A 24,610-nucleotide genomic window follows, 5' to 3' on the forward strand; every position below is an offset into this window, starting at 1 on the left:
AGGCAAAAAAAAGCCGCGGTCAGTCGCCGCGGCCTTATGGGTAAAACCGAAATCAGGCGCGGGTCGCCTTGGCCCCGCTGGATTCCATCCAGCGCTTGAGGCGGTTGGCATCACCGATGCGGGTCATCTTACCGGCAGAATCGAGCAGCACGATGGCCACCGGACGACCGGCCACATGGGCCTGCATCACCAAGCACTTGCCCGCTTCCTGGATGAAGCCGGTCTTGGACAGGCCAATCTCCCAGCTATCGCTCTTCACCAGGGCATTGGTGTTGTTGAAGGCCATCGGCCGGCCCGCCACCTCCACGGTAGCGCCGGGGGTGGTGGAAAACTCGCGGATCAGGGGGTAGTGGTGTGCCGCGGAAACCATCTTAGCCAGATCCCGGGCGGTGGAGACGTTGTTGGCGGTCAGGCCGGTAGGATCTTCAAAGCGGGTGTGGGTCATCCCCAGAGACTGGGCCTTGCGGTTCATCGCCGCGACAAAGGCGGCGGTGCCCCCCGGATAGTGGCGCGACAGGGCATGGGCGGCGCGGTTTTCCGAAGACATCAGGGCCAGCAACAGGGCCTGCTCGCGGCTGAGCTGGGTGCCGACATGCAGGCGCGAGCGGCTGCCCTTGAGGGTGTCCACATCCTCTTCGCCAATGGTCAGCGTTTCGTTCAGGTTGGGGTTGGCATCGAGAGTCACCATGGCGGTCATCAGCTTGGTGATCGAGGCGATCGGTACCACCGTGCTGCCGTTCTTTTCGAACACGAACTCGCCGGTAGTCAGATCCTGCACCAAGGCGGCACTGGACTGCAGCCCCAGGTTGCGGGCGGCGCCGACCCAGTCGCCGGAGTCCACGGCGACGACCTTATGCACGTTCTTGCGCACGCTCTTGGCCACCGGCGCCGGCTTGGCTGCGACGCTCGCCTGGCTGGCACGGCGGCTGCCGGCGCTCAATTTCTCGGCCTTGGGCTTGGCTGCGGTTTTCGCCGGAGCCTTGGCAACGGACTTGCTCGCCTTGGCCTTCTTGGCAGTGGTTTCAGATTTCTTTTCGACGGCGAGAGAGGCGCTCGGAGCGGCCAGGGTCGCGACAGAAACCATCAGAGTGGCGCACAGCCAGGCACGAAGAGAAGGAGCGGGCATCGGGGCTCTCCGGGCCGGGATTTGTGGGAAATCCCGACTCAATACAGGGGTGAAAATTTCGTGACGACAGCCGGGAAAAGGACCGGCCAAAACCGCGCTGGATTTTACGCCAGTTTATCAGCCGAGCTTGCTAAATCAAGAAAAATAAGGGGATAGGTTATTAACCTAATCCCCTTTCTTGAATCAATGCTCTGATGCGGTCAGCGCGCTGTCCCCGCATCAACCACCGTCAGCGCGGTCATGTTGACGATGCGGCGTACCGTGGCGGTAGGCGTCAGGATGTGCACCGGACGGGCCGTACCAATGAGGATGGGCCCCACGGTCAAGTTATCCCCGGCGGAACTCTTGAGCAGGTTGAAGGAGATGTTGGCGGCGTCCAGGGTCGGCATCACCAGCAGGTTGGCCTGGCCCTTGAGGCGGGAATTGGGGAAGCCCTGCAGACGGATCTGCTCGTCCAGCGCCGCATCGCCGTGCATCTCGCCCTCGGCTTCCAAGTCCGGCGCCTGTTCGGCCAGCAGCTCCAGGACCTTGCGCATCTTCAGGGAAGTGGGGGTGTCCTCGGTGCCGAAACTGGAATGGGAAAGCAGCGCCACCTTGGGCGTGATGCCGAAGCGGCGGATTTCCTCGGCTGCCAGCAGGGTCATCTCGGCCAGCTGCTCCGCCGTCGGGTCGTAGTTCACATAGGTGTCGCCGATGAACACGGTGCGGCCCGGCAGGATCAGCAGGTTGAGGGTGTAGTAGCTGCTGGAGCGGTCGTTGGTGCCGATGACGTGCTTGACGTAGAAGCGGTGCAGCTGATGCCGGCCGAAGGTGCCGCAGATCAGGCCATCGGCCACGCCCAGGCGCACGGCCAGGGAGCCGCACAGGGTATGGCGACGGCGCACTTCGCGCTTGGCGTAGTCGAGGGAAACGCCGCGGCGCTCCATGATCCGGTGGTACTCCTGCCAGAACTCGTCGTAGCGGGGGTTGTTGTCCGGGTCCAGCACCTCGAAGTCCAGGCTTTCGCGGATACGCAGGCCAGCGGCCTCGATCTTGGCGTTGATCACGGCCGGGCGACCGATGAGGATGGGCCGGGCGATGCGCTCTTCCACCACCACCTGCACGGCCCGCAGCACCCGCTCGTCTTCGCCTTCGGCGTAGATGATGCGCTTGGGGGCGGCCTTGGCCTGGGCGAACACCGGCTTCATGATCAGGCCGGAGTGGTACACGAATTCGTTGAGGCTCTGCAGGTAGGCCGGCCAGTCGGCGATGGGCCGGGTGGCCACGCCGGAATCCATGGCGGCCTTGGCCACGGCCGGGGCGATCTTGACGATGAGGCGGGGATCGAAGGGCTTGGGAATCAGGTATTCGGGGCCGAAGCCGGAAACCTTCTCGCCATAAGCGGCAGCCACGATTTCGCTCTGCTCGGCCCGGGCCAGCTCAGCGATGGCCTTCACCGCCGCCAGCTTCATTTCTTCGGTGATGGTGGTGGCCCCTACGTCCAGGGCACCACGGAAGATGAAGGGGAAGCAGAGGACGTTATTGACCTGGTTGGGGTAGTCGGAACGGCCAGTGGCGATAATGGCGTCGTCGCGCACCGATTTGACCACGTCGGGCAGAATTTCCGGCGTCGGGTTGGCCAGGGCCAGGATCAGGGGGTTCTTGGCCATCTTGGCGACCATTTCGGCCTTGAGCACGCCACCGGCGGAGAGGCCGAGGAAGACGTCGGCGCCCTCGATGACTTCGCCCAGGGTGCGAGCATCGGTCTTCTTGGCGTAGCGCGCCTTGATCTCGTCCATCTCCTCGACGCGACCTTCATAGACCACGCCCTTGATGTCGGTGACCCAGATGTTTTCCACCGGCACGCCGAGCATCACCAACAGATCGAGACAGGCCAGGGCGGCAGCACCAGCGCCGGAGGTCACCAGCTTGACCTGCTTCAGGTCCTTACCCAGATAAGTAAGGCCGTTGAGGATGGCGGCGCCGACGACGATGGCGGTGCCGTGCTGGTCGTCGTGGAAGACGGGAATCTTCATCCGCTCGCGCAGCTTCTTCTCGATGTAGAAGCACTCGGGGGCCTTGATGTCTTCCAGGTTGATGCCGCCGAAGGTGGGCTCCAGGCTGGCGATGGTCTCGATCAGCTGGTCCGGGTCGTTCTGCTCGATTTCCAGGTCGAAGACGTCGATGTTGGCGAACTTCTTGAACAGCACCCCCTTGCCTTCCATCACTGGCTTGGCGGCCAGAGGACCAATGTTGCCCAGCCCCAGCACAGCAGTGCCATTGGTGATGACGCCCACCAGGTTGGCCCGTGCGGTAACGGTGGAGGCCTCCGCCGGGTTAGCGACGATTTCCTCGCAGGCGGCCGCCACTCCCGGGGAGTAGGCCATGGAAAGGTCGTACTGGTTGGTCAGCTGCTTGGTCGGGGTGACGGAGATTTTTCCCGGTTTCGGATTGCGGTGGTAGTACAGCGCGGCGTCGCGCAGTTGATCCTTGTCCATTGAGCCAGTCCTCTGGTGCGGTGGGTAAAAACGAAACGGCGGGCGTTGGTGAAGCGGCGAAGAGACTATGGAATGCGCGCGGTTGGGTAGGCAACTGCGCAAATTTTCGCTTCACTCGGCCCGTCTTTTTATTTCGCCTGATGAATTGTCATTCCGGATTATAGCAACACGATTGCAGGTCGAGCGCCCAAGCGGCCCGCAAAGCAACCCGCCAGAAAGCGGGGCGCCTTCCGTGAGAGGCGGCAAAATGGCATAATTACGCGCTTTACTGCTCTTGCGGCAGTGGTTCGCAGCGTTCGCCATCGTGGCTCTCGCACCATGAACCCACTGCCCAGATTCGCCCAAAGCATGCTGTCCCGCAACCACTGCCCTCGTATCGACGCTCCCGTGTCGGGAACGCGGGGGCGGGGCGCGTCGGAGAAGCGTGGCGAATCGTGCCGGTCCACCGCGACATCCCATCTCCCCTCCCCGCTCAGGCTGCAGCCGAATCCCGGCCGCAGCGGCGGCCCGATGACGGCGGCCTGCGACCAGTCCCTCATGCAGCCGACTTTGGCACAGAGGGAGCCCTGCTCCTCTGCCCGCCTCGGCCTTGTCTCACAGAATCCCCCCACCGGCTCCCAGTCCGCGCCCTGTCTGCGGCATGCCCGGGAATCGGCCATAATTATTAATTTTGAACCCCCAGCTTTTCTGATTCGCTCTTTACCCTTATAGCCACAGGCACATTCCGAGGAGACTTTCCCATGGTGCAACTGAACGCCCCCGCCTACGTGAAAAACGAACGGCTCAAACAGTGGGTCGCCCAGATCGCTGAACTGACTCAGCCCGATTCCATCTATTGGGCCGACGGCTCCCAGGAAGAGTACGACCAGTTGTGCGCCCAGATGGTCGAAGCGGGCACGCTGATCAAGCTCAACGACGCCAAGCGCAAGAACTCCTACCTGGCCTGGTCCGACCCCTCCGACGTCGCCCGGGTCGAGGACCGTACCTATATCTGCTCTGCCCAGAAGGAAGACGCCGGCCCGACCAACAACTGGGAAGACCCGGCCAAGATGCGCGAGACCCTCAACGGCCTGTTCAAGGGCTGCATGAAGGGACGCACCATGTACGTCATCCCCTTCTCCATGGGCCCCCTCGGTTCGCCTATCGCCCACATCGGCGTCGAAATTTCCGACTCCCCCTACGTGGTCGTCAACATGCGCACCATGACCCGCATGGGCAAGGCCGTGTTCGACGTGCTCGGCGCCGACGGCGAGTTCGTGCCCTGCGTGCATACCGTGGGCGCCCCCCTGGAACCGGGCCAGAAAGACTCCCGCTGGCCTTGCAATCCGGATGTGAAATACATCGTGCACTACCCGGAAACCCGCGAGATCTGGTCCTACGGATCCGGCTACGGCGGCAACGCCCTGCTCGGCAAGAAATGCTTCGCCTTGCGCATCGCCTCGACCATGGCCCGCGACGAAGGCTGGATGGCCGAACACATGCTGATCCTCGGCGTTGAATCCCCCAAGGGCGAGAAGACCTACGTGGCCGCCGCCTTCCCCTCCGCCTGCGGCAAGACCAACTTCGCCATGCTGATCCCGCCCAAGTCGTTCAACGGCTGGAAGATCACCACCATCGGCGATGACATCGCCTGGATCAAGCCGGGCAAGGACGGCAAGTTCTACGCCATCAACCCGGAAGCCGGCTTCTTCGGCGTGGCTCCCGGCACCAGCGAGAAGACCAACTACAACGCCCTGGCAACCCTCAAGGAAAACGTCATCTTCACCAACGTGGCCCTGACCGACGAGGGTGACGTGTGGTGGGAAGGCCTGACCAAGGAAGCCCCGGCCCACCTGATCGACTGGCAGGGCAAGGACTGGACCCCGGAAGACGGCAAGGCCGGCCGCAAGGCTGCCCATGCCAACTCCCGCTTCACCGCCCCGGCCAGCCAGTGCCCGTCCATCGACGCCGCCTGGGAAGATCCCGCCGGCGTGCCCATCTCCGCCTTCATCTTCGGTGGCCGCCGCGCCACCACCGTGCCGCTCGTCTACGAAGCCTTCAACTGGGACTTTGGCGTGTACCTGGCCTCGACCCTCGGCTCCGAAACCACCGCCGCCGCCTTCGGCGCCCAGGGTGTGGTGCGCCGCGACCCCTTCGCCATGCTGCCCTTCTGCGGCTACAACATGGGCGACTACTTCGCCCACTGGCTGCAAATGGGCCGCACCGTCGAACATGCGCCGCGCATCTACTGCGTGAACTGGTTCCGCCAGAACGACAAGGGCGAGTTCCTGTGGCCTGGCTTTGGCGACAACATGCGCGTGCTGGAATGGATCGTGGACCGGGTCCACGGCCGCGTCGGCGCCAAGGAAACCCAACTCGGCTGGATGCCCAAGTTCGAGGACATCGACTGGAACGGTCTGGAGTTCTCCAAGGATGACTTCGACGCCCTGACCAAGGTCGATGCCGAAGCTTGGCGCACCGAAGTGGCCTCCCACAAGGAATGGTTCGAGAAATTCGGCGACCGTCTGCCCAAGCAACTGGCGCTCAAGCGCGAATTGCTGGAACTGGCGTTCCAACCCAAGGCTGCCTAAGCTTTACGGCACTCCGGCAGGCCGCCCCACCCGGGGCGGCCTTTTTCTTTGGTCAGCCTAACCAGACCGCCACCTCCCGCGTCCCCAACCATGACTGCTCCGACAGCCCCGTACCTCTCCGCCGTCTCGCGACGGGCCCAGGAAATCGCCCCCTTTCACGTCATGGAGCTGATGGCCCGGGCCGCAGCCCTGGAAGCGACGGGGCATGACATCGTGCACATGGAAGTCGGCGAACCGGATTTCCCCACGCCAGCGCCGGTAGTCGAAGCCGCACGCGACTTTCTCGCCAGCGGGCACGTCCACTACACTTCGGCCCTCGGCCTGCCGCGATTGCGCGAGGCCATCGCCGGCTTTTACCAGGAACATTACGGCATCGCCCTGCCCGCTTCCCGGGTTGTGGTCACCGCCGGCGGCTCTGGCGCACTGTTGCTGGCCCTGGGCGCTTTGGTCAATCCTGGCGACGAATGGCTGGTGACAGACCCTGGCTACCCATGCAATCGCCATTTCATCCGCACCTTCGAAGGCCAAGCCAAAGCCATCGTGGTCGGGCCGGAAAACCGCTTTCAGCCCACGCCGGAACAAGTCGCCAGCCATTGGACGGCACACACACGGGGCGCCCTCTTTGGCTCCCCTTCCAATCCCACCGGTACCGTCCTGCGCGGTCATGAGCTGCGGGGACTCACCGAGGCCGTCGAGTCCCGCGGCGGCACCCTGATTCTCGATGAGATCTATCACGGCCTGACCTACGGCGGCTGCGACGAAAGCGTCCTGACCTACTCACAGCAGGCCTGCGTGGTGCAGAGCTTCTCCAAGTACTTCAACATGACCGGCTGGCGACTCGGTTGGCTGATCGTCCCCGAAGCGTTCATTCGCCCTGTGGAAAAGCTCGCCCAGAATCTTTTCATCGCACCATCGACACCGGCACAGCATGCGGCCCTGGCGGCATTCCTGCCGGAAACCCGCGCCATCCTGGAGGCACGCCGCACCGAATTTCGCCAGCGTCGCGACTTCCTTCTCGGCGAACTGCTGCGTCTGGGCTTCACCATCCCGGCACAGCCCGAGGGGGCTTTCTACATCTATGCCGATATCTCGGCCTTCAGCGGCGACAGCTTCGCCTTTGCCAGCCGACTGCTCGACGAAGCCGGAATTGCCGCCACGCCCGGCCTGGATTTCGGCAACGCCGACCCGGCCCGGTATATGCGTTTCGCCTACACAACCAATCTGGAACGCCTCGCCGAAGGCATTGCCCGCCTGGAAAAAATGCTTGGCCGCTAAGCAATAAAAAAGCGCCGCCGACCCGTGACCGGGTGGCGGCGCCGATGGTACGCACCGGAATTACTTGGGGCGGGAGCCCGTCGGGAAAGGCCAAGCCGCCGCCGGATTGAGCGCGGACTTGAGCCCCGGCGTGGCGGCCGTAGACGGCGTGGCCGGAGCCGTCACCGGAGTGGCCACCAGCTTGGCCGCGGGAACGGCTGCCGACTTGGCCGGAGCCTTGGGCGCGGCAGGCTTTTTCGCGGCCGTCTTGGCTGCCGGTTTAGCCGGAGTTTTAGCCGCAGCAGGTTTGGCCGCCGGTTTGGCCACAGCTTTAGCCGCCGGTTTGGCGGCAGCAGCCTTGGCCGCAGGCTTGGCAACCGCCTTGGGAGCCGCAGCAGGTTTGGCTGCAACCTTGGCCGGTGCCTTTGCAGCCGGTTTAGCAGCAGCGGTTTTCGCCGCCGGTTTCGCGGCGGGCTTGGCAACGGCCTTGGCCGGCGCTTTGGTGGCAGGCTTAGCAACAGCAGCCTTGGTTGCCGGCTTGGCGGCGGCTTTCGCCGGAGCCTTGGCAGCGGCGGCGGGCTTGGTCACGGGCTTCGCGGTAGCCTTCGGTGCAACTTTAGCCACCGGTTTGGCGGCAGGCTTCGCGGCGGCTTTGCTGACCGCGGCCTTCACCGGAGCTTTTGCTGCCGCTGCCGGTTTGGCAGCTGCTTTCGGTGCAGCCTTGGCTACTGGTTTGGCTGCAGCCTTGGCAGCTACCTTCGTCGCAGGCTTCACTGCAGCCTTGGCCGGAGCTTTGGCTGCCGGCTTGGCGACCGTCTTCGCGGCAGGCTTTGCTGCCACGGCTTTCTTCACAGCCGGTTTGGCTGCGGGCTTGGCCTCGGCTTTCTTGGCAGGAGCCTTGGCCGCCGGCTTGGCAGCGGCCTTCTTGGCCGGAGCCTTCTCCGCTGCTTTCTTGGCGACAGGCTTGGCAGCCGCCTTTTTCTCAGCCTTCTTTTCGACCTTCTTCTCGGCCTTGGCAGCGCTCTTCACTTCGGCCTTTTTAGCAGCAGCCTTCGGCGCTGCGGCTTTCTTGGCCGCGGGCTTCTTGACCTTCTCGTCCTCGCTCTTTGCTTTCTTCGTGGTTGCCATGATCACCTCCGTAGCTATGGGTGTGAGGGGTATTCCCTCATCAGTACCGAACGGGCAGTCCGGTGTGGTCCGCGGCTCGCCATGCGAGCTCCGCCGGATAGGAAAAGCCAGGCCAGGAACAACGGAACGACAACAACAAAAACGCCCCGGCACGAAAAGCGTACCGGGGCGTTTGGCCAGGCGATGAATGGGTAGAGAATGGGGTGCAGATGATTTCTTGTTTGCCCAGCAAAAACGCTTGCACCATCGAGTGGAAAGAAATGCGGGGGAGACGCCACCTTGCGAGCCCATGCCGGAGGCTCGTCGAGAAGCCGCGTCGCAGCAGGCTTCGAGGTCGAAAAGGGGCGAGGACGATCAAGCGTTGAACCCTCGTTTATGCCGATGGCAGGCCACTAGATATAGTAGTAATTAGTTGGTATCCAACTAATTCTAGGGGTGTATTCCTGGCACTGCAAGATGTTGTTTGATCAACTTTCACGCCAAGGGAATAGAAGCTCGGGATGAGCCGCGGCAACCACTGACCAATCGAACAATGGCCCTGGATCCGTCTTGCGTTGCGGGGCGATATGACAGTGCCCGACAACCTCCTTCACCGGATAGTTTGTACCGAGCGCCCCAAGCAGAACATCCAGCGCCGCGTATTGCGCCGCCTCGAATGGCAAGGTGTCGCAGCCCTCAAGCTCGATGCCGATCGAAAAATCGTTGCAGCGCTCCCGGCCCCACCAGGTGGATACGCCCGCGTGCCAGGCCCGCTCGTCGCACGAGACGAACTGCACGAGCTGGCCATCGCGGCGAATCAGGAAATGACTGGAAACGCGCAACTGATGAATACCCGCGAAATAGGGATGGGCATCCGGATCCAGGGTATTGGTGAACAGTCGCAGGATGTCGTCGCTACCGAATTGGTCCGGCGGCAGGCTGATCGCATGAATCACCACCAGGCCCGGGATCTCGCCGCCAGGACGCGCATCGTGATTGGGCGACGCGACCCGCACAGCGCTCTGGAGCCAGCCATCCCGCCAGACCGGCGCTGCCGGGGAAGAAGGCGAGCACAAGGTTTCAGAACTCCGCATCACTCTATTCCCAGGCGCTCGAGGCGATAGCGTAGTGAGCGGAAGGTAATGCCAAGCACCCGGGCGGCAGCGGTACGGTTGTTCTGCGTCTGCTGCAAGGCTTCGAGGATCGCCTGGCGCTCCACCCGGTTGAGATAATCGTCGAGGCTCTCCTCGCTGCGTCCCACGACCGGCTCGCTGTCGCCCTGGGGTTGAAGCTGCAAATCATCGACATCGATGACATCGCCATCGCACAGGGCATGGGCGCGCTCCAAGATATTTTCCAGCTCGCGCACATTGCCCGGAAAGGAATAGGACTGTAGCGCCCGCAATGCGGCCTCAGTGACGCGGGGCCGCTGCGATCCGGCGGCGGCCACGATCCGCGACAGGACCGCTTCAACCAGATCGGGAATGTCTTCCTGTCGCTCGCGCAGAGGTGGCAAGCGCAATTCGATGACATTGAGCCGGTAGTACAAGTCCTGACGAAATGTCCCGGCGTCCACACAGGCCCGCAGATCCTTGTGCGTTGCGCTGATGATGCGCACATCGACAGCTTCTTCTTGGGTCGCCCCCACCTTGCGCACCCGCTTTTCCTGAATCGCCCGCAGCAGCTTGACCTGCATTGCCAGCGGCAGGTCGGCCACCTCATCAAGAAAAAGGGTTCCGCTGTCGGCCGCTTGAAAAAAGCCGTCCCGATCACTCTCGGCACCGGTAAACGCCCCTTTGCGGTAGCCGAAGAACTCGCTCTCCATCAGATTCTCGGGAATGGCGCCACAGTTCACCGCCACGAACGCACCTCCCGCACGCGGCCCTTGTCCATGCATGAGACGAGCGGCCCGTTCCTTACCCGTCCCCGACTCCCCCGAGATGTACACCGGCGCCAGATTGCGGGCCAGCTTAGCAATGGTTTCCTTGACCTGGACCATTACAGCCGAATCACCAACCAGCCCGGCAATACGGGTCGCAGTATCTTTTTCCCCGGGCACCTCCAGGGCGGACTTGACCAGGGTGCGCAACTGGTCGAGGGCCACCGGCTTGGCCAGATAATCAAAGGCCCCCGCCTTGAGAGCCGCCACGGCATTCTCGGTGCTCCCGAAGGCGGTAATGACGGCCACCGGGGTCTGGCTATGGCATTCGCCGATATGCCGGACGATATCGAGCCCTTCGCCATCCGGCAGGCGCATGTCGGTAAGGCACAACTGATAATCGTGGTTGGCCAGCAGGGTGCGGGCCTCGGCCACAGAACCGGCACTGTCGCAGCGCAGGCCCATGCGGGCCAGGGTCAGATCGAGGAGCTCCCGGATGTCGGGCTCGTCGTCGACAACGAGGACCCGGGCGACATGGTCGCAGGTGCGTCGTTCGTTGCGCGCGGGGGGCTGAGGGGGCACGTGGTACTCCTTGCGACGATACGGAAGTGGGCGCCGGGATTGTTTTCCAACAGATCGAGTCGTGCGCCATTGGCCTCGCAGAGTTCGCGGGCGATGTACAACCCCAGTCCGGTGCCCTGGTGCTGGGTGGTGAAGAAAGGTTCGAAGACCTGGATCCGCTGGGCCTCATCGATACCCGGACCATCATCGAGGATATGCAATTCTATCTGCCCTTCCGCCACCGTCGCGAAGACGAGCACACTGCCGGGACGGCGTTGGCAATGACGCAAGGCATTGCGCAGCAGATTGGCCAGGACCTGATAGAGATGGGAACGATCGAAAGTAATCGCCAAACCCGCGGGAACATCGGACCGGATCATGCCCTCTTTGGCCTGTACCAGGGTATTGTCCGGATTCCCCTCGGCCACGGCAGCCGCCGGCACCAGCTCTTCGACCAACGACGCCACGAATCCTTGTAATTCAATGCCCTCCGGATTCGCCCGGTCGCGCCGCCCCAGTTGCAGCACATCGGTGACGATCCGGTCGATCCGCGCGGTATTGTCGAGAATGATGCGGATCAAGCGCTCCTGCAGCGCATCGCGCCGCTCCTCGCGCAGCAACTCGCCGGCGTGAGAAATGGCAGCCAGAGGATTGCGCACCTCGTGTGCGATGGAGCCGGTCAGACGCCCCAGGGCGGCCAGCTTGAGTTGTTGGGCCTGCGCTTGGAGGGACGAAAGATCCTCAAGGAAAACCAAGGCCTCGTCGCTGGTGCTGTCTGTTCCGACGAAACGCACGCGCAGGGCCACGACGCCACCGGGGCGACGGATATCCAGCAGGGCCGCCCCGCCGGTCCGCCATGCCGCCAAGGCATTGAACACCTCCGGAGCGCTCCCCGCCAACGCCCCGGCAAACCCAGGGGGAAGGCCGAGCAATTCAGCCGCCCGGGGGTTGTACTGGATCACGGTATTACCGCCGCTGACCAGCAATACGCCATCCTGCATCTCTTCCATGACGCGCTGGCTGATGCGCACCTGGTTTTGCAATGCAATGCCGCGGCGCCGGGCAAGCTCTTCGTTGGCCACGACCCGGCGCGCCACCAGACGGGCAGAAATAGCCGACGTAAAAAACCCGGCCGACAACAAGCCCGCCTGGAAGAAGCCGACTGCGTCGAATTCGCTGTTCACTCCTCGCATGAACTCGCCGAACAGCAACGACAGGGTTGCCAGCGCCGCGTAGAACAACACCCAGCGCGCCTCTCCGACCAGTCCGGCAGCGGCCAGGCTGACCAGGAGCATGGCCCCCAGACCGGTACGGATACCGCCGCCGAGATACATCAGGGTCGTCATCACCAGGATGTCGACGCCGACTTGCAGGGTCAGCTGCAGGGTGAAGCGTTGCCGGATACGGGTTCCGAGCATTACTGCAGCAAGGGTTTCCGTGGCATAGCCGACACTAATCCACCACCCCAGCACGGGGTTGTGCTGGTAAGCCGACGCCCAGGCGTAAAGAACCAGGAAACCGGCAATCAGGAGCCGGTAGAGATTGAAGTAGCGGAACGAGGTCCAGTAGGAATCCGGCAACTCCCCTGCTACGCGCCCTCCAACGGCAGGGTCGGCCGGATGAGGGGGCGGAAAGAAGGGAGGCAGCGCCGAACTCATCGATCAGGCCGGCCCGTGGCCGCCGTCTTCAAGCTGGCGATGGGCTTCGCCACAAAAGAAGCGCCCCGGCCGGTCACCGGCGACGGCTTCGCTTTCGGGGACGAAAACGCCGCAATGCGAACAGGCCACCATGCGCTCCGGCGCAGCAGGCAAATTCGGCCCTTGCCGCTCGTCACGCCGCAGACGCTTGGCCGGACGAAAAAAAACCGCCCAGACGACAAAGAGAGTCAGGAGAAAAAGGAGGAATTTAGCCACAAACGCTCCCAAGCGCTTCAGGACGCACCGGAACCGAATCAATCGCGATCAACCGGCACGATAGCAGAAAGCGCCGCACTTCCTGCCAGGCTGCGGCATTGGCGCCGCACAAATGAAAAAAGCCGGAGACGAATCTCCGGCTTTTTTGAATTGGTCGGGGAAAGAGGATTCGAACCTCCGGCCCCTGCGTCCCGAACGCAGTGCTCTACCAGGCTGAGCTATTCCCCGTACAGTTGGCGCGGGTGAAACTCGGGAAGCGAATCTCACCGCAAAGCTGCGGTTTTGATTCAATAAGACCGCGCAACTGCGAAGGACGACAATTCTAACAGCGAATCCTTGTAAGTGGAAGAGGGAAGTGCAGCAATTGCGGCTTCAGCCTTGGCCACCTCCACTTTGGCCTGCTCACGGGTGTGGTCCAGGGCACCCGTGGCACGGATCGCGGCGAGCACGGCGGGAAAGTCATCGCGACCGCCCTCTTCGATGGCATGACGAACCGCAGCAGCCTGCTCGGGGGTACCGTGCTGCATGGCGTAGATCAGCGGCAGGGTCGGCTTACCTTCGGCCAGGTCGTCGCCCAGATGCTTGCCGGTTTCCGCTTCCTCGCCCGAGTAGTCGAGCACATCGTCGATCAACTGGAAGGCAGTGCCGACGTGCATACCGTAGGCGGCCAACCCCGCCTCGAGTTCAGCAGAGGCTCCGCCTAGGATGGCGCCCAACTGGGTGGCCGCTTCGAACAGTTTGGCCGTCTTGTAATGAATCACCTGCAGGTAGCGCGCCTCATCCACGTTGGCATCGTGACAGTTCATCAACTGCAGCACTTCACCTTCGGCAATGATGTTGGTGGCACTGGAGAGCACTTCCATCACCCTCATGTTGCCCACCGAGACCATCATCTGGAAGGCGCGGGAATAGAGGAAATCGCCCACCAGGACACTGGCCGCGTTGCCAAACAAGGCATTGGCCGTGTCGCGGCCACGGCGCAGAGAAGATTCATCCACCACGTCGTCGTGCAGCAGGGTGGCGGTATGAATGAATTCGACCACTGCCGCCAGCTCATGGTGGCGCGTTCCCTGATACCCCAGGGCTCCCGCCGACAGCAGCACCAGTGCTGGACGCAAACGCTTGCCGCCGCTATTGACAATGTACTCGGCCACCTGACGCACCAGCACCACGTCGGAGTGAAGTTGCTGGCGGATGACGGCGTCCACCGCCTTCATGTCGGGGGCGATGAGCGCGTAAAGCTGGTCGAGATTCACGATATTCAGGGAGATAGCAGGCGGGAGCGCCGAAACCGCGGGATAGTAGGCGGCCACAACCCGCAGCGTCAAGCGCACCCGGGCAAAAACGGCGGAACCCTTTGACCCGGAAACAAAAATCCGTATAATCGCGGGTTCTTTGTCTGACCCCCATTGGCCTTCTGGGTCGTTTGGGATTTTTGTTTGGAGTCCAACATGTACGCGGTCGTAAAAACCGGGGGCAAGCAGTATCGCGTGTCCGCCGGCGAAAAACTTAAAGTAGAACAGATACCTGCAGACGTTGGCGCCCAGATCACTCTCGACCAGGTCCTCATGGTAGGCGAAGGCGAGTCGGTGAAGATCGGCGCCCCGCTGGTTGCCGGGGCCAAGGTCACCGCCACCGTGGTTTCCCACGGTCGCCACGACAAGGTCAAGATTTTCAAGATGCGCCGCCGCAAGCACTACCAGAAGCACCAGGGCCATCGTCAGAATTACACCGAGCTCAAGATCGAAGCGATCTCGGCTTAATTAAGGAGCTACCGACATGGCACACAAAAAGGCAGGCGGTTCTTCCCGCAACGGCCGCGACTCAGAAGCTAAACGCCTTGGCGTAAAGCGCTACGGCGGCCAAGTGGTTCTGGCTGGCAACATTCTGGTTCGTCAGCGCGGCACCCAGTTCCACGCCGGTGAAGGCGTTGGCGTTGGCAAGGATCACACCCTGTTCGCCCTGGTGGACGGCAAGGTGCAATTCTCCGTCAAGGGTGAAAAGCAGCGCCGTTTCGTGAGCATCGTTCCCGCTCAGTAAGCGCGAACAGCTCAGGAAGAAGCCCTATCCTTGCGGTAGGGCTTTTTCGTTTCTACCCTCTTCATTTATATCCGGCGTCGGCCAGGGAAATTCCCCGCCACCGGAACGAGACAGACCTCATGAAATTCATCGACGAAGCAAAAATCGAAGTGATCGCCGGCAAGGGTGGCGACGGGTCCGCCTCGTTCCGCCGCGAAAAGTTCATCCCTTTCGGCGGACCGGATGGCGGCGACGGCGGTCGTGGCGGCAGCATCTACGCCGTAGCCGACCGCAACATCAACACCCTGGTCGATTACCGCTATACGCGCAAGTTCAAGGCCAACAACGGCGAAAAGGGGCGCGGCTCGGACTGCTACGGCAAGGGTGCCGAGGATCTGATCCTGCGGGTGCCGGTCGGCACCGTAATCTCGGACCTGAACAGCGGCGACGTGGTCGCCGACCTGGCGGTAGACGGCCAGAAGGCGCGCATCGCCCGAGGTGGACGCGGCGGCCTGGGCAACCTGCACTTCAAGTCCAGCACCAACCGGGCGCCGCGCCAATTCACCCGGGGTGAGCCCGGTGAAGAGCGCGAGCTGAAGATGGAACTAAAGGTGCTGGCCGACGTGGGTCTGCTCGGCCTGCCCAATGCCGGCAAGAGCACTTTCATCCGCTCCGTTTCCGCCGCCAAGCCCAAGGTGGCCGATTATCCCTTCACCACCCTGCACCCCAACCTGGGGGTGGTGCGCACCGATGAGAATCGCAGCTTCGTCATCGCCGACGTACCCGGCCTGATCGAAGGTGCCGCCGACGGCGCCGGCCTGGGCCACCGCTTCCTCAAGCACCTGCAACGCACCCGCATCCTGCTGCACCTGGTGGATCTGGCCCCCCTGGACCCGGATGCCGATCCGGTGCGCGATGCCCTGGCCATCGTTGCCGAACTGGCCAAGTACGACGCCCGCCTGGCCGATAAGCCGCGCTGGCTGGTGCTCAACAAACTCGACCTGATCCCGGAGGAAGAACGGGATCAGCGCGTCGCCGATTTCCTCGCCGCCTTCAAGGCCGCAGGCCACAGCGAAACCGGTCGGGTATTCCGCATTGCCGCCATCAGCGGCGAGGGCACCCGCCCCCTGGTATACGCCATCCAGGATGCCCTCGACGCCATGGGACCGGCCCTGCCGGAAGTGGGCGAGGAGCAGGACGACGACTTCGGCGACACCCTGCCCGCCCCCATCGAAGAACTCCCCCTGGAGGGCGAGGAGGACGGGCAATGAGCGCCATCTCCTGCCTTTCCAGCCACACCCCGACCCGGCTCGCCGAAGCCAGCCGCTTGGTCGCCAAGGTCGGCTCCGCCCTGGTCACCGCCAACGGCCAAGGGCTGGACGAAGCCGCCATCGGCGAGTGGGCACGGCAAATCGCCGCTCTGGTGGCCAGCGGCCGCCAAGTGGTGCTGGTCTCCTCCGGGGCCATCGCCTGCGGCATGCAACGCCTGGGCTGGAGCAAGCGCCCGAGTACCGTCCCCGAACTCCAGGCCGCCGCTGCCGTGGGGCAGATGGGCTTGGCCCAGATCTACGAGAGCGCCTTCGGCAGCCATGGCCTGAAGACCGCCCAGGTACTGCTCACCCACGAGGATCTGGCCGACCGCACCCGCTACCTGAACGCCCGCTCCACCCTGACCACCCTGCTCTCCCTCGGCGTGGTGCCGATCATCAACGAGAACGACACGGTGGTCACCGCCGAGATCAAGTTCGGCGACAACGACACCCTGGGCGCCCTGGTGGCCAACCTGGTGGAAGCCGATGCCCTGGTCATCCTCACCGACCAGATCGGTCTGTTCACCGCCGACCCGCGCAAGGACCCGAACGCCACCCTGATCCAGGAAGCCGCCGCCGGCGAGCCTGCCCTGGAGGCCATGGCCGGCGGCGCCGGCACGACGGTGGGCACCGGCGGCATGATCACCAAGGTGCTGGCCGCCAAGCGCGCCGCCCGCAGCGGGGCTGACACGGTCATCGCCAGCGGCCGCGAACGGGACGTGCTGACCCGACTGGCAGCCGGCGAACCCATCGGCACCCTGCTGGTGGCGCAGCAGGAGCCCCTGGCCGCCCGCAAGCAATGGCTGGCAGACCACCTGCAACTGGCCGGCCGTCTGCACCTGGACGCCGGCGCCGTCGCGGCCCTGGCCGAAGGCAAGAGCCTGCTGCCGGTAGGGGTGGTCGAGGTGGACGGCGAGTTCGAGCGCGGTGCCGCCGTGGCCTGCCTCGGCCCGGACGGCCGGGAAGTGGCGCGGGGCCTGACCAACTACGGTTCCAGCGACGCCCGCCGCATTGCCCGGCGCGGCAGCCACGAGATCGCCGACCTGCTCGGCTACGTGGACGCCCCGGAACTGATCCACCGGGACAACCTGGTCACCCTCTGAGCCGTTGCGGCCAGTGCCGCACAACCGGATCAGGCGCCCGCCGCCGCAACCGCAGTCCGGTCTGGGCCGCGCCGCCCGAGCCGGCGCCCCAGGGCGGCGGCGGGCAACTCGACCCAGCGGTAGAAGAGCCGGGCCAGCACCAGGCTGAGGCCGAAGGTCAGGCCAAGGGCAAGAACCGCCAGCTCCGGGGAGTCCAATTCCAGCCGGGCCCACAGGGCGCCGACGAATACCAGCACCGGAAAGTGCACCAGGAAGAGGCTGAAGGAAATCCGCCCCAGCCCCAGCACGGCCTTGTGCCGCGGCCAGCTGGCGCCCCAGCCGCGCCATTCCCCGTGCCATAGCACCATCCCGACCAGCAAGGCGCTGAGCAGCCGCCAGCGCCACTCGAACCCCATGGCCACCACCAGCAACAGGGCGTAAAGCCAGAAGGACCATGGCGAGCGGGCGCGATGCACGGCATGGTGGATGACGATGCCCATGAAGAAATAGGGAAAGAAGTACAGCCACCAGCTGTCCCAGTCGGGATTCAGGTTGAAATGGAACAGGGAGAAGACTGCCAGGGGCCAGCCCAGTAACAGGGGCGCATCGATCCACCCCCGCCCGGGACCGTCCCGCAGCCACAGGCTGGCTGCATAGACCAAGGCCAGCTGGAAATTGACACAGATGAACCAGAAGCCTGCCGACAGGTGCTCGTAGCCAAGAATGGCCTGAAGAAAAAAGAGGTGGGCCAGCACCTGGGGCACAGTCACGGGGGCGCCGGTAACTTCCTCCGGCAGCCAGTCCCGGCCGTAGAGGTAGGCCAGCCCCACCAGCACCATGGCCGCCAGGTAGGGCAAGCCCAGGCGGCAATAGCGCCGTACCACGTAGCGCCCCAGGGCTGGCAGGCGCCAATCCCGCCCGCTCATGCTCAAGGCCATCACGTAACCTCCGACCACGAAGAACACCTGGGTGGCCCGACCGTGCTCGGCCAGCCAATCGAGCAGATGGCCCAGCACCGGCGCCGCCCAGTCCTTGAGCGGCGGATAAAGGGCGAAGTGATGCCAAGCAATGACCACTGCTGCCACGGCTCGCAGGCCAATGACGAAATAGCGCGTATCGGCGGGGGTTTTGGGTGAAAGGTTGGAATTGGCAGAAACGACAACGGGGACAGACATAAATCGACATCCTGACTTCGAGAACAACCGACAACCAAGGTGAAGCGGTACGTCAATGGGGAGGCGAAAGGCTGCAGGGACTGAACGGCGGCAACCGCCTCCAGAAAGGACAAAGCCTTCGCAAAGGAAGGCTTTGTCAGCGGCTAAGGCGCCCTACTGCGCGCCTCGTTCTGGCCCGCGGGGATCAGGGCTGGTGCAAACTGCGCCGCGCCACCGCCACCAGGGCGGCCCCATAGGCGACATAGACCAGCAAGGACCAGTGCGCCATGGACAGCCCCAGCAACTCCCATTCCTTGCTGCTGCAAAAGCCCGTAGCGAGGAACAACCGGGGCCAGCGCTCGCCCAGCCATTCCACCGACTGCTCGATCAGGTTGGGCGGGCCAAAGCCGCATTCCAGGGCCGGATCGGCCATCCATTGCAGCCAGCCCTGGTAGCCCGCCGCGGCGATGCCGCCCAAGGCCGCCATCAGGGCGATCAGCAGCCCCCAGGGGCGCAACGGGCGCCCTGCCGCCGCCAACAGGGCACCGACGCCGATGGCCAGGTACAGCACCCGCTGGAAGATGCACAAGGGGCAGGGGTTGAGGCGTAGGGCTTCACCCAGGACGATGCCCACGACCACCAGGGCGAAGGCACCGATGCCGAGAATGAGGCAGGCCGTGCGATCCGAAATACGGCCACAGAGACGGCCACAGAGCGACGACAGGGACATGAATTCTCCTGGGAACAAAAAAACGGGCGGCCCGCGACCTGTCCAGGTCCGGTGCCGCCCGCAGTTTATGTCAATCGTGGAGCGGTCGCGTTACACCGCGTAACGGCGCAAGCGCAGAGCGATCTCCTCAAGTTGCCGGATACCGGAGGCCTCGGCACGCTGGCACCAGTCCTGGAGCTGCTTGACCAGCTGATCGGAAGAGGCGCTGGTGCGTTCCCACACCTGGGCCAGTTCGTCGCGCATGGCGTGTAGGGTAGCCAGAGGGCGGCTCTCCTTGAACAGTGTCTCCAGGGCGGCGCGGCGCTCGGCCCCCAGCTTGGCGGGATCGGCGTTGAGCAGTCCCGCCAGCCCCTTGAAGCGCTGCACCTCCTGCTTGCCGAGTCGCTGCTTGAGGGCCTTCAATTCCTCACCGTAGGTGCGGCGCAGGGAGGCGGCGTAGCGCGACAGCAGATCGTAGCGATGGGTGATCACCGCCTGCAGGCTGTCCAGATCGAGCACGGGCTTGGGAGCGACGAAGCGGGGCTTGGGAATGACCTTCTTGATCGTCGCCAGCTTGAGTGCCGACAAAATCCGCAGGTACATCCAGCCCAGGTCGAATTCGTGCCACTTGGTGGAGAACTTGGCCGAGGTGGCGAAGGAGTGGTGGTTGTTGTGCAGTTCCTCGCCGCCGACGATGATCCCCCAGGGGATGAGATTGGTGGAAGCATCGGCGCAATCGAAGTTGCGGTAGCCCCAGTAGTGGCCCACGCCGTTGATGACGCCGGCCGCCCAGAAGGGAATCCACGCCATCTGCACGGCCCAGATGGTCAGGCCGATCGGCCCGAACAACACCACGTTGAGCACCAGCAGGATGGAAACGCCCAACGCCGAATGCCGCGAATAGAGCTTGCGCTCGATCCAGTCGTCCGGGGTGCCGTGGCCGTAGCGGCGCAGGGTTTCCTCATTCTTGGCCTCGGCCCGGTACAGCTCGGCGCCTTCAAAAAAGACCTTCTTCAACCCCTTGGCCTGGGGACTGTGGGGATCGTCAGCGGTCTCGCACTTGGCGTGGTGCTTGCGGTGGATGGCCGCCCACTGTTTGGTCACCATGCCGGTGGTGAACCACAGCCAGAACCGGAAGAAATGGGAGACGACCGGATGCAGGTCCAGCGCCCGGTGGGCCTGGTGGCGGTGGAGAAAGATGGTGACCGCGGCAATGGTGACGTGGGTGAGGGCCAGGGTAACGAGCACATACCCCCACCAGGGAAGGTCCAGCAGACCGGAATACATCGACAACACCTTTCCGCCCGAAGGCGAAGACAAAAACAAGCCGCCGATTTTACGCGCCAACCCGGCCACTCACCGCCTGCTCCGGACGAAGCATGACGTCGGGGCAGGTCCGGCGCGGCAAGCCGCGCCGGACGGGGCTTGCCGGGTTAGACGACGCCCTGGGCGAGCATGGCATCGGCAACTTTGACGAAGCCGGCCACGTTGGCGCCGCGCACGTAGTCGCTGCTGCCGCCCACCCCCTGACCCTTGCCGTACTCCAGGCAGGATTCGTGGATGGCGCGCATGATCTCGCGCAAACGGCGATCCACCTCGTCGCGGGTCCAGGACAGGCGCTGGGCGTTCTGGCTCATCTCCAGCCCCGAGACGGCGACGCCGCCGGCGTTGGAGGCCTTGCCCGGGGCATAGAGGATGCCGGCAGCGAGGAAGGCATGCACCGCCTCCAGCGTCGACGGCATGTTCGCCCCCTCCGCCACGGCGGTGCAGCCGTTGGACAGAAGACGGACCGCATCGTTGCCGTCGAGTTCGTTCTGGGTGGCACACGGCAGGGCCACGTCGCAGGGCACGCCCCAGGGACGCTCCCCCGGCAGGAACTTGAGGCCGAACCGGCGGGCGTACTCCTCGATACGGCCGCGCTCCACCTCCTTGAGCTGGTGCAGGGCCTGCCACTTCTCCGGGGTCATGCCCTCCGGGTCCACCACGGTACCACCGGAATCGGACACGGTGAGCACCTTGGCGCCCTGCTCCATGGCCTTCTGGGCCGCGTACTGGGCCACGTTGCCCGAACCGGAGATCGCCACCCGCTTGCCCGCCAGGGTCTCGCCCCGGGTCGCCAGCATCTCTTCGAGGAAGTACACCGTGCCGTAGCCGGTGGCCTCGGGGCGGATCAGGCTGCCGCCGTAGACCCGGCCCTTGCCGGTGAACACCGAGGTGAACTCGCCGGCCAGCTTCTTGTACATGCCGAACATGTAGCCCACTTCCCGGGCGCCGACGCCGATATCGCCGGCCGGCACGTCGATGTCGGCGCCGATGTACTTGTTCAGCTCGGCCATGAAGGCCTGGCAGAAGCGCATCACCTCGCCGTCGCTCTTGCCCTTCGGATCGAAGTCGGCACCGCCCTTACCGCCGCCCATGGGCAGGGTGGTCAGGGAATTCTTGAAAACCTGCTCGAAGGCCAGGAACTTGAGGATCGACAGATTTACCGAGGGGTGGAAGCGGATGCCGCCCTTGTAGGGGCCGATGGCCGACGACATCTGGATGCGAAAGCCCCGGTTGACCTGGACCTGGCCGGCGTCATCCACCCAGGGCACGCGGAAGGTGATCACCCGCTCCGGCTCCACCAGCCGCTCCAGCAACCCCTGGTCGCGGTAGCGCGGGTTGGCGTCGAGGAAAGGCCACAGGCTCTCCATCACCTCCTTCACCGCCTGGTGAAACTCCGGTTGGTGCGGGTCCCGTTGCCGCACCGCGGCGAGGAAGGTATCGAGGGTCATCATGAGCTCCGAAATAAAAAGGGTGGGTTCCCCGCAAGCGGCGCCGAACCTGAGCCCACCGTCGGTTTGCGGAAAAAACGCACCATTTTAGTGCATCCTTGCCGAGTACCGGTGAGCGGATCGTCATCGTGACTTAGTTCCCCTCCGGGAGCACACCGTTCCCTCGGCCCCTTCTCCTCCTCCGGGGGTTTGTTACACTCCAGTCTTATAACTTTTAGCAAGCCACCCCAACGGTTTGCCAACAACGATAAAAACCACCCGTACTGGGAGGAGACGTGACACCACCGCCGACGCTACACCCCGGCGGCCAGTTGGATCCCCTGCTGACGGCCCTGCGCCGCGCCGGGGAACTGGCCTGCCGCGCCGTCGATCTGGGCGACCTGGCCCGCACCACCTGCGAAATCCTGCTCCAGGGCGGACTGACCCTGGCCGCCCTGGCACGCCTGGCGCCGAACCTGCCCGAACCCGTACTGGTGGCCTGCCGCGACGTGCACGCCCTGCCCCATGCCGCCGACTCCCGGGGGCCGGCAGACACCTGGTCCGACTGCGGCCGCCTCGCCGAAGCCCGCTCCTGGCAGCGCCAGTGGCCGTGTAACTGGCGCGGCCGTACCCACGGCCTGCTGCTGATCGGCGGCGACGAGGCGGACAGCGCCGAACTGCCGCCCCGGGTGGTGGACGCCCTGGACACCCTGGCCGCGACTCTGGGCGCCGTCCTCGCCCTGCATTACTGCGAGGAAGAATCGGTGCGCCTGCGCCACGCCCTGGACCAAGGACGCCCCGCCGGCAACCGCGGCGGCACGGCCAAGGAATCCACCGCCGAAGAACAGCTGCGCCTCAAGACCCGGGCCCTGGAATCGAGCCTGAACGGGGTGATGATCACCTCCGCCGTGCTGCTCGACCACCCCATCACCTACGTCAACCCCGCCTTCGAGCGCATCACCGGCTACCGGGCCGACGAGGTCATCGGCAAGGCCGGCCGCTTCCTGGTGCGCGACGACCTCAACCAGCGCGGCCTCAACGAAATCCGCGCCGCCCTGCGCGACAAGCGCGAGGGCCACGCCATCGTGCGCAACTACCGGCGCGACGGCAGCCTGTTCTGGAACGAGCTGCACATCGCCCCGGTGCGCGACGAATCGGGCACCCACACCACCCACTTCGTCTCGATCATTTCCGACGTCACCGAGCGGGTGCGCTACCAGGAACAGCTCGAATACCAGGCCCACCACGACGTGCTCACCGGCCTGGCCAACCGGGCCCTGCTCGCCGACCGCATCGGTCAGGCCATCGCCCAGGCGCGCCGCGACAAGAGCCAGGTGGCGGTGCTGCTGCTCGACCTGGACCGCTTCAAGCTGGTCAACGACGGCCTTGGCCACGGCCCCGCCGACGAACTGCTCAAGACCGTAGCCACCCGCCTGATGGCCTGCGTGCGCGACACCGACACGGTGGCGCGGCTGGGGGGCGACGAATTCGTCATCGTGGTGCGCGACATCCGCCACCCGGAAGACGCCGCCGGGGTAGCCGACAAGGTGCTCAAGTCCCTGGCCCTGCCGTTCACCATCGCCGACAAGGAAGTGTTCATCGGCGCCTCCATCGGCATTTCCCTCTACCCGCGGGACGGCGACCACGACGAAATCCTGATGCGCAACGCCGACGTGGCCATGTACCGGGTCAAGGAGCACGGCCGCAACAGCTACCGCTTCTTCCTGCCGGAAATGGGTGGCATGGCCCTGGACAAGCTGGACATGGAAGGCAACCTGCGCCGCGCCCTGGAAAACGACGAACTGGTGCCCTACTACCAGCCCAAGGTGAATATCGCCACCGGCCGCATCGTCGGTGCCGAAGCCCTGGTGCGCTGGCGCCACCCCAAGATCGGCGTGGTCAGCCCCAACGAGTTCATTCCCCTGGCCGAGGAAACCGGCCTGATCCTGCCCATCGGCGAACAGATGCTCTACCAGGTCTGCCGCCAGATCCGCGCCTGGGACGAAGCGGGCCTGCCGCGCATCCCGGTGGCGGTGAACATCTCGGCCCGCCAGTTCCGCCAGGACGACCTGGCCCAGCGCATCCGCCGCGCCATCGAAGAATCCGGCCTGGACCCGGCCCGGCTCGAACTGGAACTGACCGAGAGCATGGTCATGCACGACGCCGACGGCGCCGTGGGCACCCTGCGCGAACTGCGCCTGATGGGCCTGCAGCTGTCCCTCGACGACTTTGGCACCGGCTACTCCAACCTCACCTACCTGAAGCGCTTCCCGATCAACACCCTGAAGATCGACCGTTCCTTCGTCTCCGACCTGACCACCAACCCGGACGACGCGGCCATCGCCGCCGCCGTGGTGGCCATGTCGCACCAGCTCGGTCTGACCGTGGTGGCCGAGGGGGTGGAAAGCGAAGAGCAGCTGCAACTGCTGGCAGCCAACGGCTGCGACCAGTACCAGGGCTTCCTCTTCTCCCGGCCGGTACCGGCCGAGGATTTCGAGAAGCTGCTGCGTCGCGACCTGGAGTAGCACTGCCACCAGCCCAAAGTCCGCACCAGTAGCCGATCTTCACGGTGCATGCCTGAAGATCGGCTACTGGCGCGGACTTCCGGGCACCCCTACCCAAGACCCAATAACGGCGCGGGCTTTGCACCACCACCCCGCAGGGTGGCCGGCTCGCGTTACACTCTGGGCCATCGC

The 24,610-nt window shown here is 64.3% G+C and carries 19 protein-coding genes and 1 tRNA gene; 7 read left to right on the top strand and 13 right to left on the bottom strand.

The annotated features are described in order from the left end of the window. Positions 1-52: 52 nt before the first annotated feature. A complete protein-coding gene (gene pbpG, locus OTERR_RS11845; RefSeq protein ID WP_054621227.1) occupies positions 53-1,126 on the bottom strand; it encodes a D-alanyl-D-alanine endopeptidase in 1,074 nt (357 codons plus the stop codon). A 200-nt stretch (positions 1,127-1,326) separates the two neighbouring features. After that, a complete protein-coding gene (locus tag OTERR_RS11850; RefSeq protein WP_149425884.1) occupies positions 1,327-3,603 on the bottom strand; it encodes an NADP-dependent malic enzyme in 2,277 nt (758 codons plus the stop codon). A gap of 740 nt (positions 3,604-4,343) precedes the next feature. Here OTERR_RS11850 and OTERR_RS11855 point away from each other — a divergent pair. After that, positions 4,344-6,173, top strand: a complete 1,830-nt coding sequence (locus tag OTERR_RS11855; protein WP_054621229.1) for a phosphoenolpyruvate carboxykinase (GTP) — start codon at positions 4,344-4,346, stop codon at positions 6,171-6,173. A gap of 90 nt (positions 6,174-6,263) precedes the next feature. Further along, positions 6,264-7,448, top strand: coding sequence for a pyridoxal phosphate-dependent aminotransferase (locus OTERR_RS11860; protein ID WP_054621230.1), 1,185 nt, complete (start codon positions 6,264-6,266; stop codon positions 7,446-7,448). Positions 7,449-7,508: 60 nt separating this feature from the next. Here OTERR_RS11860 and OTERR_RS11865 read toward each other — a convergent pair whose 3' ends face one another. The 7 genes from OTERR_RS11865 to ispB all read right to left on the bottom strand — a co-directional run bounded on the left by OTERR_RS11865 (position 7,509) and on the right by ispB (position 14,143). Further along, positions 7,509-8,846, bottom strand: a complete 1,338-nt coding sequence (locus OTERR_RS11865; protein WP_246154152.1) for a hypothetical protein — start codon at positions 8,844-8,846, stop codon at positions 7,509-7,511. Positions 8,847-9,022: 176 nt separating this feature from the next. Then, on the bottom strand, positions 9,023-9,628 hold the full coding sequence (gene ampD, locus OTERR_RS11870) for a 1,6-anhydro-N-acetylmuramyl-L-alanine amidase AmpD (RefSeq protein ID WP_082396930.1): 606 nt from the start codon (positions 9,626-9,628) through the stop codon (positions 9,023-9,025). Beyond that, positions 9,628-10,995, bottom strand: a complete 1,368-nt coding sequence (locus OTERR_RS11875) for a sigma-54-dependent transcriptional regulator (protein WP_054621232.1) — start codon at positions 10,993-10,995, stop codon at positions 9,628-9,630. Before OTERR_RS11875 ends, ampD begins: the two co-directional genes overlap by 1 nt. Continuing rightward, complete coding sequence (locus tag OTERR_RS11880; protein ID WP_246154153.1) at positions 10,890-12,554, bottom strand: sensor histidine kinase; 1,665 nt, start codon at positions 12,552-12,554, stop codon at positions 10,890-10,892. The genes OTERR_RS11875 and OTERR_RS11880 overlap by 106 nt, the downstream gene beginning before the upstream one ends. 81 nt (positions 12,555-12,635) lie before the next feature. Continuing rightward, positions 12,636-12,887 carry a PP0621 family protein gene (locus OTERR_RS11885; RefSeq protein ID WP_082396977.1) on the bottom strand — a complete coding sequence of 84 codons (252 nt, stop codon included), beginning with the start codon at positions 12,885-12,887 and terminating at the stop codon, positions 12,636-12,638. 151 nt (positions 12,888-13,038) lie between these two features. After that, a tRNA-Pro gene (locus OTERR_RS11890) sits at positions 13,039-13,115 on the bottom strand. 59 nt (positions 13,116-13,174) lie between these two features. Further along, complete coding sequence (gene ispB, locus OTERR_RS11895) at positions 13,175-14,143, bottom strand: octaprenyl diphosphate synthase (RefSeq protein ID WP_054621339.1); 969 nt, start codon at positions 14,141-14,143, stop codon at positions 13,175-13,177. A gap of 195 nt (positions 14,144-14,338) precedes the next feature. On the opposite strand from ispB, the gene rplU reads away from it, so the two are divergent. From rplU to proB, 4 genes are all read left to right on the top strand, one after another. Then, on the top strand, positions 14,339-14,650 hold the full coding sequence (gene rplU / locus OTERR_RS11900; RefSeq protein ID WP_054621233.1) for a 50S ribosomal protein L21: 312 nt from the start codon (positions 14,339-14,341) through the stop codon (positions 14,648-14,650). Positions 14,651-14,666: 16 nt separating this feature from the next. Beyond that, positions 14,667-14,927, top strand: a complete 261-nt coding sequence (gene rpmA, locus OTERR_RS11905) for a 50S ribosomal protein L27 (protein WP_054621234.1) — start codon at positions 14,667-14,669, stop codon at positions 14,925-14,927. A gap of 119 nt (positions 14,928-15,046) precedes the next feature. Further along, complete coding sequence (gene cgtA, locus OTERR_RS11910) at positions 15,047-16,177, top strand: Obg family GTPase CgtA (RefSeq protein WP_149425885.1); 1,131 nt, start codon at positions 15,047-15,049, stop codon at positions 16,175-16,177. After that, a complete protein-coding gene (gene proB / locus OTERR_RS11915) occupies positions 16,174-17,319 on the top strand; it encodes a glutamate 5-kinase (RefSeq protein WP_149425886.1) in 1,146 nt (381 codons plus the stop codon). Before cgtA ends, proB begins: the two co-directional genes overlap by 4 nt. A gap of 29 nt (positions 17,320-17,348) precedes the next feature. Here the strand turns inward: proB and OTERR_RS11920 are convergent, their stop codons facing one another. The 4 genes from OTERR_RS11920 to gdhA all read right to left on the bottom strand — a co-directional run bounded on the left by OTERR_RS11920 (position 17,349) and on the right by gdhA (position 21,935). Further along, on the bottom strand, positions 17,349-18,473 hold the full coding sequence (locus tag OTERR_RS11920; RefSeq protein ID WP_149425887.1) for an acyltransferase family protein: 1,125 nt from the start codon (positions 18,471-18,473) through the stop codon (positions 17,349-17,351). 184 nt (positions 18,474-18,657) lie between these two features. Further along, a complete protein-coding gene (locus OTERR_RS11925; protein ID WP_149425888.1) occupies positions 18,658-19,182 on the bottom strand; it encodes a disulfide bond formation protein B in 525 nt (174 codons plus the stop codon). A gap of 90 nt (positions 19,183-19,272) precedes the next feature. Continuing rightward, positions 19,273-20,448: a DesA family fatty acid desaturase gene (locus OTERR_RS11930; protein WP_149425889.1), complete on the bottom strand. Its 1,176-nt coding sequence runs from the start codon at positions 20,446-20,448 to the stop codon at positions 19,273-19,275. Positions 20,449-20,594: 146 nt separating this feature from the next. Beyond that, positions 20,595-21,935 carry an NADP-specific glutamate dehydrogenase gene (gdhA, locus tag OTERR_RS11935; RefSeq protein WP_246154154.1) on the bottom strand — a complete coding sequence of 447 codons (1,341 nt, stop codon included), beginning with the start codon at positions 21,933-21,935 and terminating at the stop codon, positions 20,595-20,597. Between the two features lie 275 nt (positions 21,936-22,210). Between gdhA and OTERR_RS11940 the strand changes: the two genes are divergently transcribed. After that, positions 22,211-24,439, top strand: coding sequence for a putative bifunctional diguanylate cyclase/phosphodiesterase (locus tag OTERR_RS11940; RefSeq protein WP_149425890.1), 2,229 nt, complete (start codon positions 22,211-22,213; stop codon positions 24,437-24,439). The last annotated feature ends 171 nt before the right edge of the window (positions 24,440-24,610 follow it).

This window comes from Oryzomicrobium terrae (genome assembly GCF_008274805.1).
GTDB lineage: Bacteria > Pseudomonadota > Gammaproteobacteria > Burkholderiales > Rhodocyclaceae > Oryzomicrobium > Oryzomicrobium terrae.